Here is a 14,446-nt window from a genome sequence, read left to right on the forward strand (position 1 = left end):
CTCTGTCGAGGATTTTTCCCACGACTATTGCGAACCGCCGAATGCCTACTCTGACCCTGTACGTCCAGCGCATCCTGGAATTGATGAAGCGCTATCCAGGGGTCATTGCGCTCGGTGGTTTTATCTCGGGAGTCGGCAGCTTCATCCTGGTGGATCGGCAACAGGGCCTGGCGACCTGGATCACCATCATCATGGTGCTCAGCTGGATCTGGCTGATGCTGGAAAACAGCCTGACCAAGTTGTTCACCAAACTCTTCAAGCGCGAAATCCCCCAGCCTTTGCTGCGTTACGCCACGCAGATGATCCACCAGGAAAGCCTGTTCTTCGTCCTGCCGTTCTTTTTCATCACCACGACCTGGAACAGTGGCCAGTTTTTCTTCACCGGTTTGCTGAGCATGGCGGCGCTGATTTCGATCATCGACCCGCTCTACTACAAATGGCTGGCACCCCGGCGCTGGGCGTTCCTGGCGTTGCACACGCTGACGCTGTTTGCCGCGCTGCTCACCGCCCTGCCCGTCATCCTGCACCTGACCACTTCGCAAAGCTTCAAACTGGCGCTGGGCACCGCTGTTTTACTGTCGTTCCCGAGCCTGGCCTCGATCTTCCCGATCCGCACGGTGCGCAACGCGTTGGCGATCCTGAGTATCACGCTGGGCATCGGTGCCCTCGGCTGGGTGCTGCGTTCGTGGGTGCCGCCGGCCACTTTATGGATGACCGACGTGGCGATCAGCACGCAAATGCAGGACCGCACACCCGGCAAGAGTCTGGACGAAGTCAGCGCCGAGCAGATCCGTGGGGACGGGTTGTACGCCTACACCGCCATCAACGCCCCGCGCGGCCTCGATGAGCGGATTTATCACGTGTGGCAGTTCAACGGTAAAGAGGTCGACCGTATCCCGCTGGACATCCACGGCGGACGCAAGGAAGGCTACCGTGCCTGGACCCACAAGCAGAATTTCCCAGGCAATCCTGCCGGTAAATGGCAAGTGCGGGTGCTGACCGAGGATGGCCAGGTCATCGGCGTGCTGCGCTTCAAGATCACGGACAGCACACCGATCAAAGAAAAGTAATCCGGTTCGTGCTATTACGTAGCGCTGCGCTAATAGCCGAACAAGCACGGAGCTTATGACCAGCAGCACAATGGCCGGCAATGCCCAGCTAGATGTCTCTCACTCCCCTGCTCAACTGCGGGTCACGGGTGACTGGACGCTCGCCCACTACGCCGATCTCAAGCACCTGAGCGAAAAGCTCCGCGGCCAATACGACGACAGCACGCACATCGACCTCAATGGCCTCGGTGCGCTCGATACCGCCGGGGCGTCGTTGTTGGTGGAATTGCTCGGGTCCGAGCGCTTGGGCCGATCCGCCGAACACCCTGATTGCACCCTCTCTTCTGCAGACCGTGCCTTGTTGCAGACGGTTTATTGCTCGCTCAGCGACTTCTGCGTACCGGTCAAGGAACCGGAGATCAGTGTCGGCATTCAACTGCTGACCCGCATTGGCCGCGCAGTCGACACCGTCTGGCAGGACACCCTGCAACTGCTGGGCTTCGTCGGCCTGATCCTCGAAACCATCGCCCGCAATCTGTTTCGTCCCAAACGCTGGCGCATCACGCCCATGGTCGCGCACATCGAACAGACTGGCCTCGACGCCGCGCCCATCGTCGCCCTGCTGACCTTTCTGGTCGGTGCGGTGGTGGCGTTTCTCGGGGCGACGGTGCTGGCCAGCTTCGGTGCGAGTATTTTTACCGTGGACCTGGTGGCGTTCTCCTTCCTGCGAGAGTTCGGTGTGTTGCTGACCGCGATTCTGATGGCCGGCCGCACCGCCAGTGCGTTCACCGCGCAAATCGGTTCGATGAAGGCTAACGAAGAAATCGACGCGATCCGCACACTGGGCCTCGACCCGATGGAATTGCTCGTGGTGCCACGGGTGCTGGCGCTGCTGGTGGCGTTGCCGATGCTGACCTTCCTGGCCATGCTCTCGGGGATCATCGGCGGTGGCGTGGTCTGCGCCGTGTCGCTGGGTATCTCGCCGGCGATGTTCTTGTCGCTGCTGCAAACCGATATCGGCGTTCAGCACTTTCTGGTGGGGATCGTCAAAGCGCCGATCTTCGCGTTCCTGATCGCTGCAATCGGTTGCCTCGAAGGCTTCAAGGTCAGTGGCAGCGCCGAGTCCGTGGGCGCGCACACCACGTCGAGTGTGGTGCAGTCGATTTTCGTGGTGATCGTGCTCGATGCCGTGGCCGCGCTGTTTTTCATGGAGATGGGCTGGTGAGTCGTTTACCCCGAGCGCCCTCCGAGGCGGTGATCGAAGTCCGTGGGCTGTGCAATCGCTTCGGCAGCCAGAGCGTGCACGAAAACCTCGACCTCGATTTGTACAAAGGTGAAATCCTTGCCGTGGTCGGCGGTTCCGGCAGCGGGAAATCGGTGCTGCTGCGCAGCATCGTCGGCTTACGCCAGCCCAGCGAGGGTGTGGTGAAGGTCTTTGGCAAGAACCTGCCGACGCTGCCCGAACATGAACGCTCGATGGTCGAACGGCGTTTCGGCGTGCTGTTCCAGAAAGGCGCCCTGTTTTCTTCGCTGACCGTGACCGAGAACGTCGCCCTGCCCCTGATCGAACACGCCGGCCTGAGCCGTGAAGACGCCGAGCATCTGGCGGCGGTGAAACTGGCGTTGGCCGGGTTGCCGCTGTCCGCGGCGGACAAATACCCTGCCTCGCTGTCTGGCGGCATGATCAAGCGCGCGGCGCTGGCCCGGGCGTTGGCGCTGGACCCGGACATTCTGTTTCTCGACGAACCCACCGCCGGCCTCGACCCGATTGGCGCCGCAGCCTTTGATCAATTGATCCTGACGTTGCGCGATGCGTTAGGCCTGAGTGTGTTTCTGGTGACCCATGACCTCGACACGCTCTACACCATTACCGACCGGGTGGCGGTGCTGGCGCAGAAAAAGGTGCTGGTGGCGGACGCCATCGACAAGGTTTCGGAAACCGACGACCCGTGGATTCACGAATACTTCCATGGCCCTCGCGGCCGCGCGGCGCTGACCGCCGCTCAACAGTTGAAAGAGGTCTGACATGGAAACCCGAGCCCATCATGTATTGATCGGCCTGTTCACCGTGATTGTGGTGGCAGGTGCCCTGCTCTTCGGCCTGTGGCTGGCCAAGTCCAGTGTCGACACCGAGTTCAAGGATTACGAAGTCGTCTTCAACGAGGCGGTCAGTGGCTTGTCCAAGGGCAGCGCCGTGCAGTACAGCGGGATCAAGGTCGGTGATGTGGTGACGTTGCGCCTGGACCCGAAAGACCCGCGCCGGGTGCTGGCGCGGATTCGCCTGGGCGGCGATACGCCGATCAAGGAAGACACCCGGGCCATCCTGGCGCTGACCGGGATCACCGGTACATCGATCATTCAACTCAGTGGCGGTACGCCGCAAAGCCCGACCCTCAAAGGCAAGGACGGCCATCTGCCGGTGATTGTCGCTTCACCCTCGCCTATCGCTCGCTTGCTCAATGACAGCGGCGACCTGATGGCCGGTGTGAACACACTGATGCATAACGCCAACCTGATGTTTTCCACGGAGAACGTCGAGCGCATCAGCAAGACGCTGGAACATCTGGAACAAACCACCGGGACCATCGCCGACCAGCGCGGTGATATTCGTCAGGCGATGCAGCAACTGGCCTCCGTCGGCAAGCAGGCTGGCGCCATGCTGGAACAGACGTCGACGCTGATGCGCAACGCCAACGGCTTGCTCAACGATCAGGGCAAGCAGATGTTCGGCAGCGCCGAGCAGGCGATGAAATCACTGGAACAAAGCAGCGCGACCATCAACAAGTTGCTCACGACCAACCAGGATTCCCTGAACAGCGGCTTGCAGGGCCTCAATGGCCTGGCGCCAGCGGTGCGCGAGCTGCGCGACACCCTGACGTCGTTGCGAGCGATCTCCCAGCGCCTGGAAGCCAACCCCAGCGGTTATTTGCTGGGCAATGACAAGAACAAGGAGTTCACGCCATGAAGCTTGCGACCTTCGCCCTCCTCGCCAGCTTCACGTTGGTCAGCGCCTGCTCGATCCTGCCCAAGTCCGAGCCCTCCGATGTCTATCGCTTGCCGTCGGCCCAGAGCAGCGTTTCGGCCAGCCACGGCACGCCGCAAGGCTGGTCGCTGCGCCTGACCAAGCCGCAGGCCAGCGAAGCCTTGAACAGCCCGAAAATCGCCGTGATCCCGCAAGGTGATCTGATCAGCAGCTACACCGCCTCGCGCTGGAGTGATCCGGCGCCGGTGTTGCTGCGTAATCGGTTGCTGGATGGTTTCCAGCGGGACGGCCGGGTGCCGTTGCTGAGCACGGATGACAGCAACTTCCAGGCAGATCTGGAGTTGGGCGGGAGCCTGCAAGCATTTCAGACTGAGTACCAAGGCACCGCTGCGAGCGTGGTCGTGCGGCTGGATGCCTTGCTGGTGCGCGGGTATGACCAGCGCATCCTCGCCAGCCGCCGCTTTGAAGTGCGTCAGCCATTGAGCGATGTGAAAGTGCCGGCGGTGGTGGCCGGATTTGGCCAGGCGAGTGATCAGTTGACGGCGCAGGTGGTGGCTTGGACGGTAGAGCAAGGCCAGAAAGTCGCCCTTAAAGCCAACACGGGACCCCTGTAGGCGTGAGCCTGCTTGCGATAGCGGTAAATCAGTCACCACTAATGTTGACTGTCACACCGCTATCGCGAGCAGGCTCGCTCCCACAGGGGATCGTTGGTTAACCGAAGAACCAGTAGCAAACGCCGATGGCGCCCAGTACGCCAGCAAACTCCGCCAGCAACGCACACCCCACCGCGTGCCGCGCCCGCTGGATGCCCACCGCGCCGAAGTACACCGCCAACACATAGAATGTCGTTTCCGTACTGCCCTGGACCGTCGCCGCCACCAGCGCCGGGAAGCTGTCCACGCCAGAGGTCTTCATCGTTTCGATCAGCATCGCCCGCGCGGCGCTGCCGGAGAACGGTTTGACCATCGCTGTCGGCAGTGCGTCGACGAAGCGCGTGTCCCAACCGGCCCACTCCACCAGATGCCGAATCCCGTCCAGACCAAAATCCAGCGCCCCGGACGCCCGCAGTACACCGACGGCGCAGAGCATCGCCACCAGATACGGCAGCAGGTTCTTGGCCACGTCGAAGCCCTCCTTGGCGCCTTCGACGAACGCTTCGTAGACCTTCACTTTGCGCAATGCGCCAACCACCAGAAACAGCATGATCAACCCGAACAGCGTCAGGTTGCCGAGGATCGATGACAGGCCGGCCAGAGCGGTCGCCGAGAGCGTCGCCAGCAGCGCCATGAAGCCACCGAGGGCCAAGGCACCGGGAATCAGGTACGCGAGCACCACGGGGTCCCACAGTCGCAGACGTTGCATGAACGCCACCGACAGCAGGCCCACCAGTGTCGAGCAGCTGGTTGCCAGCAAAATCGGCAAGAACACCAGCGTCGGATCGGGCGCACCTTGCTGGGCGCGGTACATGAAGATCGTCACCGGCAGCAGGGTCAGGGAGGAGGCGTTGAGGACCAGGAACAGGATCTGCGCATTGCTGGCGATGGTGGCGCTGGGGTTGAGTTCTTGCAGCGCCTTCATGGCTTTGAGGCCGATTGGCGTGGCGGCGTTGTCCAGGCCCAGGCCGTTGGCGGCAAAGTTCAGCGTGATCAGGCCGATGGCCGGGTGACCGGCCGGCACTTCCGGCATCAGGCGCAAAAACAAGGGGCCCAGCGCCTTGGCCAGCCATTCGACGATCCCGGCCTTCTCGGCAATTCGCAGAAAGCCCAGCCAGAGGGTCAGGGTGCCGAACAGCAGGACCATGACTTCGACCGATAACTTGGCCATGGCGAAAATGCTTTCCACCATCGCCGCGAAGATCCCGGCGTTACCGCCGATCAGCCATTGCGCCAGTGCCGAAACGGCAGCCACGATGAAAAAGCCAAGCCACAGGCCATTGAGCACAGTTAAATCCCCCGAAGAATGCCGCGAATGATAGCGGGGTGTGCAGAAACGACAAACCCCGGATTTCTCCGGGGTTTGTTTGTTCGGCTTACACCGGACCTTTGTAGGAGTGAGCGTGCTCGCGATGGGGGCGGCACTTCCAACATCTCTGTTGTTTGATGCACCGCTATCGCGAGCAGGCTCACTCCTGCAAGGTTTTGCGTTAGTTCTTGGAAACCTCGCCAACTGGCAGCTTTTCCTTGCTGCGCCAATGCGGCAGCGAATTCCAGTAGCGTTGGCCCTTGGCGTCGTCGTACATGCCTTCCCAGCGGGAGATGACCAGCACGGCCAAGGCATTGCCGATCACGTTCAAGGCAGTACGCGCCATGTCCATGATGCGGTCTACACCGGCGATGAAGGCCAGGCCTTCCAGCGGAATACCCACGCTGCCCAAGGTGGCCAGCAGCACTACGAAGGACACGCCCGGTACGCCGGCGATGCCTTTGGACGTCACCATCAGGGTCAGCACCAGCAGCAATTGCTGGCTGATCGACAGGTCGATGCCGTACAACTGGGCAATGAAGATCGCCGCGATGCTCTGGTACAGGGTCGAGCCGTCGAGGTTGAACGAGTAACCGGTCGGCACCACGAAGCTGCAAATGGCTTTCGGCGCGCCGTAGGCTTCCATCTTCTCGATCACGCGCGGCAGCACGGTTTCGGAACTGGCGGTGGAGTAGGCCAGCACCAGCTCATCCTTGAAGATGCGCATCAGCTTGATCACCGAGAAGCCAAACATCCTGGCAATCAGGCCGAGAATGACAAAGGCGAAGAAGGCGATGGCGACGTAAACCAGGATCACCAGTTTGGCCAGCGGTATCAGAGAAGCGAAACCGAAGTTGGCCACGGTCACCGCGATCAGTGCGAACACGCCGATCGGGGCATAGTTCATGATCATGTGGGTGACTTTGAACATGCTCTCGGATACGCCCTGGAACATCTTCACCAGCGGCTCGCGCAGGTCCGATTGCAGGCTCGACAGACCGAGGCCGAACAATACGGAGAAGAAGATGATCGGCAGCATTTCGCCGCGGGCCATGGCCGCGAAGATGTTCGACGGGATCAGGTTGAGGATGGTTTCGATGAACGCGTGTTCATGCTGAACCTCGGCAGCTGTGGCCTGGTACTTGGAAATATCCACCGTACCCAGGGTGCTCATGTCGATGCCGGTGCCCGGATGGAACACGTTGGCCAGCACCAGACCGACCACGATGGCGATGGTGGTGACGATCTCGAAGTAAATGATGGTCTTGAGGCCGATACGCCCGAGTTTCTTCGCATCGCCTACGCCAGCGATGCCGACGATCAACGAGGAGATGACGATCGGGATCACGATCATCTTGATCAGACGGATAAAGATATCGCCTGCCGGTTGCAGGACGTTGCTGATCCACCAGGCTTTTTCGGCACTGAAATGGTTGAGCAGCGCACCGATTGCTATCCCCAGAACCAGACCGATGAGGATCTGCCAGGCGAGGCTGAGCTTTGCCTTCTTCATATCTTTACCCTTACTTGCGTTTGACTCAGGCGAATGCAAGAACTGGAACGCTCGTGGCGAAAAAGTCTGCGCATCTGCCCCCGTATAAGGTGCCCCGGAGCGCTTTGTTTCGGCTCTCTGGCAGGCGAAAAAAGGCGCAACTATTCCGATGCAAGGATGCGACGTCTAATGCCGTAAACGCCTACCCTATGCCGAATCGGCATGAGCTTTTTTAATTGAAACTCGCGTCCCAACCGGTTCGAATACGACATTTCGGCAGGCATAAGTGCCGTGAACCGGCCATTTCAGAGGAGGTTGGTTGTTTTTTAAACAGTTGAATTCATGACGAAATTTCGGAAAAAGCCTACGTTTGGCAGCGAAAACTCTTCTGCCGAAAGTCGAAGGTTTCTCGATATACGGTCGTGAAGAAACACCGCGAAACGGTTTTGTGGGGAATATGCAGCAGGGGGAATAGGGTGCAGTGCTCTAGATCAACGCTTTGCACGTTGAAGCTCTTCGCAAGTCCGTCCAGCCACTCTGGGCTGGCGAACTTGCGTCGCAGCTTTATTACCTGACCCGGCCCTTGCGCAGACACTCCATGTGCCCGTAGGTCACTCCGACCCTGAAACAGTCAGAACGTCCCGACCCCTTGGTCATGCGTCTACCTTCCTCGGGTAGCGCACTGGAAAGAAGCGATGCTGCTCCTTTCGTGTTTCAAACTCAGTACCAGTTCGGATCTTTCTTGAGCTGTTCCATCAACATGTCCTGCATGCCTTGGTTCGGTTTCCCGAGGAAGCGGTAGTCGGCATGTCGCGTTGGCGACTTGTCGGCCGGCAATCCTGCAGGTACTTCGACCAGCATGGCGTAGGCGTCCTGTTTGTCGAAGCTGAAAGCCACGATCAAGCGCTTGCTCAGGCACGTCGGTTGCGTTTCGCAAAGCGGCCCGACCAGGTACTTGTCGCCATCCTCTTCAACAGCATTCATTTGCTCGGCATCGCCAGACAGGTTCATCACCCATTCCGGCAGTCGTTCTTCCTTTTTAACGACTTTAGTCCACGTTTCACGGTACTGCGGGTCCGAATTCAATAATTCGCTGGCCCGCGTCTGGCCGTCATTGGCCGCCATCGCCATGGCACTACCGCCCAGAAGCAGGGCGGCTGCCAGTGTCTTTAACAAAACGCTCATGTTCAGCCTCGACCGCGACGGCCAAAGAAGAAGGAAGCAATAAACATCACCAGGAACACGACAAAGAGAATCTTGGCGATACCCGTGGCGGTGCCCGCGATACCACCGAAGCCCAGTACTGCAGCAATGATGGCAATGATCAAGAATGTGATTGCCCAGCTCAACATGGTGATTCTCCTTACGCTTCTATATTAGAGGTGCAGCTTGTGTTGCTTTTCCCGGCGCATTGAGCGCGCCAAGTCCGGTTGCTCAGAACACCCAACGTTCCTGACGGGGCATCTCATCCACAGGCTGCGCCTGGTCGACGTCCATCATTCGCATCGGTGCGAGGTCAGCCTGGCTGCTGCTGACGGCGCTGAAATGGGTCTGGGTAGCGCGTTGAATCGACAGGTGCGGAGCCTCTGGTTGCTGGCTCTGTTCCCAAAGCAAAAACTGCTGACCTGCGATCAGCGTGATCAGCAGCGCCAGAATGCCAAACAGTCCTTGTTGGATATGCAACGGCGAGATACGCAATTGGGCGACACGTTGGCGATTCATCCTGAAACTCCTCCCACTCTGGTGGTGATCTTGTTTAGTGGGCGTCGATTCAAAATGGCCCTGGTTATCTAGGCTATTGCAGCCTGCATGCCAGCTTTTTCAAAGAAAAAAATCGTTTTAAATCAATATGTTAGATCTGGCGTATAAATCATGAGGGACGCATCCTGCACGATGGGCCGTGCAGGGTCGTGCGTATTGCACGATCGTTTCCCGGCAACTTTGATTATTTTTGAATTGAGAGGAGGGCGCGGATGTCAGAAAAGAACGCAGGTAATCGCCTCAACGGCGATTTTTGTGCAAAAAACCAGAGAAATCAGTCCATTAGCTAATGGATGAGTAGAGAGCTACCCTGCCATGGCCGGAATGGATCAGAATCAACCATGCAACTTGCCCGATTTTTCCGGGACTAACTCAAGATCATTCAATAAAGGAGCGCAGGAACATGGAATCAGCCACTGAGCATCAAGGCCGCATTCTGCTGGTGGATGACGAATCCGCCATTCTGCGAACCTTCCGCTATTGCCTTGAAGATGAAGGCTATAGCGTCGCCACCGCGAACAGTGCAGCGCAGGCCGATGCGTTGCTGCAACGTCAGGTGTTTGATCTGTGCTTCCTCGATCTGCGCCTGGGTGAAGACAATGGCCTGGATGTGCTGGCTCAGATGCGCATTCAGGCACCCTGGATGCGGGTGGTGATCGTCACCGCTCACTCGGCTGTCGACACCGCCGTGGATGCGATCCAGGCCGGTGCCGCCGACTACCTCGTCAAACCTTGCAGCCCCGACCAGTTGCGTCTGGCCACCGCCAAACAGCTGGAAGTTCGGCAACTCTCGGCACGGCTGGAAGCCCTTGAAGGCGAAGTGCGTAAACCCAAGGACGGACTGGATTCCCATAGCCCGGCCATGAAAGTGGTTCTCGAAACCGCACGGCAGGTCGCCAGCACTGACGCCAACATTCTGATTCTCGGCGAGTCCGGTACCGGTAAAGGTGAACTGTCCCAAGCCATCCACGGTTGGAGCAAACGCCAGAAGAAATCCTGCGTCACCATCAACTGCCCGTCGCTGACGGCGGAATTGATGGAAAGTGAACTCTTCGGCCACAGCCGCGGCGCCTTCACCGGTGCCAGCGAAAGCACCTTGGGTCGGGTCAATCAAGCGGACGGCGGTACCTTGTTTCTCGACGAGATCGGCGATTTTCCCCTGACGTTGCAACCCAAGTTGCTGCGATTCATTCAGGACAAGGAATACGAGCGCGTGGGGGACCCCGTGACCCGCCGCGCCGATGTGCGCATCCTCGCCGCGACCAACCTGAACCTCGAAGACATGGTGCGCGACGGTCGTTTCCGTGAAGACCTGCTCTATCGCCTGAACGTCATTACCTTGCACTTGCCGCCACTGCGCGAGCGCCGGGAGGACATTCTGAACCTGGCCGACCGTTTCCTGGCGCGTTTCGTCAAGGAGTACGCACGTCCGGCACGTGGCTTTAGCGACGAGGCTCGCGAAGCGTTGCTGGGTTACCGCTGGCCCGGCAACATCCGCGAACTGCGTAACGTGGTGGAGCGGGCGAGCATTATCTGCCCTCAGGAACGTGTCGAGATCAGCCACTTGGGCATGGCCGAGACCCCGACCAACAACGCCCCTCGAATTGGTGCGGCGTTGAGCCTGGATGAATTGGAGAAAGCCCACATCGGTGCCGTCCTCGCCACCGCCGATACCCTCGATCAGGCGGCCAAGACACTTGGCATCGATGCCTCGACCCTGTATCGCAAACGCAAGCAGTACAACCTGTGAGCCGGCAATGAAACTGGCGATGAAGCTGCGTACTCGGCTGTTCCTGAGTATTTCGGCGCTGATTACCGTGGCGCTGCTCGGGCTCTTGCTCGGGCTGGTCAGCGTGATGCAGATGGCTGGTACCCAGGAAGTGCTGGTTCGCAAAAACTTTGTCACGCTGGACCTGGGCTTGAAATTGCGTCAGGCCTTGGGCGATCAACTGATGATCATGATCGACGAAAATCCCGATCCCGCAGCGTTCCAGGCCTCCAGGCAGCACTACCTCGAGCTGCTTGACGAAGGCACTTCCCTTCAGCAATCCGGCAATGGCGGCTACGGTTTCACACAGGCGAAGGCTGACTACCTCGACTTTCTTCAGGCCTACGATCAAACACCAGCCTCGGTGCCCGTATTGACCGGCAACGAGGCGCTGTTGGAAAAATTCAATACCCTGCGCAGCGGTCTCGTCTCCGAACAAAAGCGTTCCCTGGATAACATCAATGACATCGAACGCCAGGCCCGGGAACGCGCGTTGCTGATTGCCGGGCTGCTCGGTTTGATAGGGCTGGCCGTGCTGATCATCGGGTTCGTGACCGCCCATGCAATCGCCCGGCGGTTTGGCGCTCCGATTGAAGCGTTGGTCCAGGCTGCCGACGACATCGGCCAGGGTAATTTCGAGGTGACACTGCCGGTTTCCTCCGCCGAGGAAATGAACCAGCTGACCAAGCGCTTCGGCATCATGGCAGAGGCGCTGCGTGAGCATCAGGCGATGAACATCGACGAGCTGCTCGCCGGTCAGCAGCGTTTGCAAGCGGTACTCGACAGCATCGACGATGGGTTGTTGATGATCGACCGCGAAGGGCATCTGGAACACCTCAACCCCGTGGCCCAGCGTCAGTTGGGGTGGGACACCGACCGACTCGGTCAAGGGCTGGGCACAGCGCTCGATCGTCCTGAACTGGATGAGCAGCTGCAATTGGTGCTGCGCGGCGGGACCCTGGAGCGGGCGCCGGAAGACCTGAGTATTGAGGTCGACGGTGAGTCGAGGTTACTGACGTACAGCCTGACCCCTGTCAGCCATACGCAGGGCCACATTCTTGGCGCCGTGATGGTGCTGCATGACGTCACAGAACAGCGTGCATTCGAACGGGTGCGCAGCGAGTTCGTCTTGCGCGCCTCCCATGAGTTGCGCACCCCGGTGACCGGGATGCACATGGCCTTCGGGTTGTTCCGCGAACGGGCGAAATTTCCTGAAGACTCTCGCGAAGCCGATTTACTGGACACCGTGAACGAAGAAATGCAGCGCTTGATGCAGCTGATCAACGACCTGCTGAATTTCTCGCGCTACCAAAACGGGTTGCAGAAACTCACGCTGGCGCCTTGTTCCATTGAAGAGTTACTGGAACAGGCTCAGGCACGCTTTGCCGGGGCTGCGGCGCAGAAGGGTATTGAGCTGCGGGTGGAAGTGCAGGGGCCGTTACCCCGATTGCAGGCCGACCAGGCGCAATTGGACCGGGTGCTCGATAACCTGATCGATAACGCTTTGCGTCATACCGCCCAGGATGGACTGATACGTTTGCAGGCGCGGCGCCATGGTGAGCGAGTGATTATCAGCGTTGAAGACAACGGTGAAGGCATTGCCTACGGTCAGCAGGGGCGGATCTTCGAGCCCTTCGTCCAGGTCGGACGCAAGAAGGGCGGTGCCGGACTTGGTTTGGCGTTGTGCAAGGAAATCGTGCAGTTGCATGGCGGGCGAATGGGCGTTTATTCGCGGCCGGGACAGGGCACGCAGTTCTACATGGCGCTGGCGGTGTAGACCCAGCAGTCTGCTCAGGCTTCATCATCCAGGCGTCGATTGCTCAGTCGGCGCCCACGGGTAATCAATTCGATGAACTGCACGGCGCTCAGTGCATGGGCGAACAGCCAGCCCTGACCATACTTGACGCCTTCGCTGCTCAGAAACGCCGCTTGGGCTTCATGTTCTATGCCCTCGGCAATCACCCTGAGTTGCAGGGCCTGGGCCATATGAATGATGTGCGGTGCCACGCCGCTGCTGGCGGCATCATGGCCCAGCGCATCAATGAACGCCTTGTCGATTTTCAGGCAGTCCACCGGCAGGGTTTGCAGGTAGGCGAGGCTGCAATAGCCCGTGCCGAAATCATCGATCAGCACCTGATGCCCGACATCGCGCAAGGCTTGCAGGTTTTCCCTGGCCACCACTACATCGATCAAGCCCCGCTCAGTCACCTCAAAAGCAATCTGCTTTGCCGCGACCCGGTGCAAGGTCAGCAGGCGTGCCATCACCTGGCCGATACGCGGCACCATGACGTCGCAAGCTGCAAGGTTGACGGAGATGTACAACTGCGGATTGGCGCGTAGCAGTTGCCCCAGTTGTTCGAGAAGTCGCTGCAATACGAAGTCGGTCATCTGGCGGATCTGGCCGGTGTTTTCCGCCATCGGGATAAACAGGTCGGGGCTGGTCAGCGTGCCGTCCGGCCTTCGCCAGCGCAGCAAGGCTTCGGCCCCGACACAGTTGCGGCTGTCGAGATCGAAGATCGGCTGATACAACACCTGCAATTCGCCCCGTCGAATGGCGCCGTTCAGTTCAGCGTCCAGTGACTGACGCTGGCGCACCAGCAGAAACACCATGAAACCGACCAAGGCACTCAGCGCCAGACTGGCCGGCAGCAGCCACCACCACACGGCTGGCACATGCATGTTCGTGCGTGGGGTGATCAGCACCAATTGGTATTCGGGGTTGTTGGTGGGCATGCGGTAAATCAAGCGGGTTTGTGTCACCTGCAGCGCATCGCGGCTTTCCAGGGGCCAGAATTCCGTGGGCGGCCAGGCCTGTGCGGCACCGAGGACAGGAATCGCACGAGTGCCATGGGAGAGCACCACCAGCAGGCTACTGCCCGGGGAGAGATCGACCATGTCGGTCAAATGGCCACGAGAGGTAGCGACCCGAAAGTTGCCGCGTCCCAGCATCAGCGCAGCACGGTTTTCATCGGGTTCGGTGGTGGTGTTCAGCCAGTAACTGTAGGTGGGGCCTTTGATGTCTGGTGGTCGACTTAATGACAGCCCTACCTGGCGAGGTCGATTCGAGCAAATCCGCGAGGCGTCCATGTAGGCCGCTTCGTAAACAAATCGGTAGTTGAAGCTGACCTGTTGCAAGGTTGCGATCATTTCATCATCGCAGCCACGCAGGGGCTGGGCTTCCAGATCGTCGAGGCTTTCGCGTAGCTGCCCGAATAGCTGTTCAAGCCGGGCGAGGAAACGCTCGCCCTGGGCATTCATTTCCTGGCTTTCCCGCTGCTCCACTTGATGCATCGCCAGAAACAGGCTGGCGGTCATCAATAGCGTTGCACTCAAGGCAGCAGCCAGCGTCGCCAAAAACCAAGGGCGATAGAACCAGCTACGGAGCGTCTCTCGAGCTACAGCCATTATGGATATCCGAAGAATTACCAATG

General features: G+C 59.3%; 13 protein-coding genes. 7 read left to right on the top strand and 6 right to left on the bottom strand.

The window, feature by feature from the left end:
- Positions 1–41 precede the first annotated feature (41 nt).
- The 5 genes from RHP74_RS00240 to RHP74_RS00260 are packed head-to-tail and all read left to right on the top strand — an operon-like array spanning position 42 to position 4,646.
- On the top strand, positions 42–1,070 hold the full coding sequence (locus RHP74_RS00240) for a DUF5924 family protein (RefSeq protein ID WP_010465563.1): 1,029 nt from the start codon (positions 42–44) through the stop codon (positions 1,068–1,070).
- 55 nt (positions 1,071–1,125) lie between these two features.
- Positions 1,126–2,274: an ABC transporter permease gene (locus RHP74_RS00245; protein ID WP_010465565.1), complete on the top strand. Its 1,149-nt coding sequence runs from the start codon at positions 1,126–1,128 to the stop codon at positions 2,272–2,274.
- Positions 2,271–3,074, top strand: coding sequence for an ABC transporter ATP-binding protein (locus tag RHP74_RS00250; protein WP_010465567.1), 804 nt, complete (start codon positions 2,271–2,273; stop codon positions 3,072–3,074). The genes RHP74_RS00245 and RHP74_RS00250 overlap by 4 nt, the downstream gene beginning before the upstream one ends.
- A 1-nt stretch (position 3,075) precedes the next feature.
- Entirely contained in the window at positions 3,076–4,014 is a 939-nt protein-coding gene (locus tag RHP74_RS00255; RefSeq protein ID WP_010465569.1) for an MlaD family protein, read from the top strand.
- Positions 4,011–4,646 carry an ABC-type transport auxiliary lipoprotein family protein gene (locus RHP74_RS00260; RefSeq protein WP_154502403.1) on the top strand — a complete coding sequence of 212 codons (636 nt, stop codon included), beginning with the start codon at positions 4,011–4,013 and terminating at the stop codon, positions 4,644–4,646. Before RHP74_RS00255 ends, RHP74_RS00260 begins: the two co-directional genes overlap by 4 nt.
- Positions 4,647–4,743: 97 nt before the next feature.
- Here RHP74_RS00260 and RHP74_RS00265 read toward each other — a convergent pair whose 3' ends face one another.
- The 5 genes from RHP74_RS00265 to RHP74_RS00285 all read right to left on the bottom strand — a co-directional run bounded on the left by RHP74_RS00265 (position 4,744) and on the right by RHP74_RS00285 (position 9,208).
- Positions 4,744–5,973, bottom strand: coding sequence for a nucleoside recognition domain-containing protein (locus tag RHP74_RS00265; RefSeq protein ID WP_010465573.1), 1,230 nt, complete (start codon positions 5,971–5,973; stop codon positions 4,744–4,746).
- 202 nt (positions 5,974–6,175) lie between these two features.
- Positions 6,176–7,507, bottom strand: coding sequence for a glutamate/aspartate:proton symporter GltP (gene gltP / locus RHP74_RS00270; RefSeq protein ID WP_010465575.1), 1,332 nt, complete (start codon positions 7,505–7,507; stop codon positions 6,176–6,178).
- Between the two features lie 699 nt (positions 7,508–8,206).
- On the bottom strand, positions 8,207–8,671 hold the full coding sequence (locus RHP74_RS00275; protein WP_102594694.1) for an inhibitor of vertebrate lysozyme family protein: 465 nt from the start codon (positions 8,669–8,671) through the stop codon (positions 8,207–8,209).
- A 2-nt stretch (positions 8,672–8,673) separates the two neighbouring features.
- Positions 8,674–8,838 (bottom strand): DUF1328 domain-containing protein, encoded by a 165-nt coding sequence (locus tag RHP74_RS00280; protein WP_003177151.1) that lies wholly within the window; start codon positions 8,836–8,838, stop codon positions 8,674–8,676.
- Positions 8,839–8,920: 82 nt separating this feature from the next.
- On the bottom strand, positions 8,921–9,208 hold the full coding sequence (locus tag RHP74_RS00285; RefSeq protein ID WP_010465600.1) for a hypothetical protein: 288 nt from the start codon (positions 9,206–9,208) through the stop codon (positions 8,921–8,923).
- 442 nt (positions 9,209–9,650) lie between these two features.
- Between RHP74_RS00285 and algB the strand changes: the two genes are divergently transcribed.
- Together algB and RHP74_RS00295 are read left to right on the top strand one after the other, a co-directional pair.
- The gene (algB, locus tag RHP74_RS00290) at positions 9,651–10,997 is read left to right on the top strand and encodes a sigma-54-dependent response regulator transcription factor AlgB (RefSeq protein WP_010465602.1); all 1,347 of its coding nucleotides are present in this window, start codon (positions 9,651–9,653) and stop codon (positions 10,995–10,997) included.
- Positions 10,998–11,004: 7 nt separating this feature from the next.
- Complete coding sequence (locus RHP74_RS00295; RefSeq protein WP_311097118.1) at positions 11,005–12,792, top strand: ATP-binding protein; 1,788 nt, start codon at positions 11,005–11,007, stop codon at positions 12,790–12,792.
- 14 nt (positions 12,793–12,806) lie between these two features.
- Here RHP74_RS00295 and RHP74_RS00300 read toward each other — a convergent pair whose 3' ends face one another.
- The gene (locus tag RHP74_RS00300) at positions 12,807–14,420 is read right to left on the bottom strand and encodes an EAL domain-containing protein (RefSeq protein WP_311097120.1); all 1,614 of its coding nucleotides are present in this window, start codon (positions 14,418–14,420) and stop codon (positions 12,807–12,809) included.
- Between the last annotated feature and the right edge of the window lie 26 nt (positions 14,421–14,446).

This window comes from Pseudomonas sp. SG20052, assembly GCF_031766055.1.
Lineage (GTDB): Bacteria > Pseudomonadota > Gammaproteobacteria > Pseudomonadales > Pseudomonadaceae > Aquipseudomonas > Aquipseudomonas mandelii.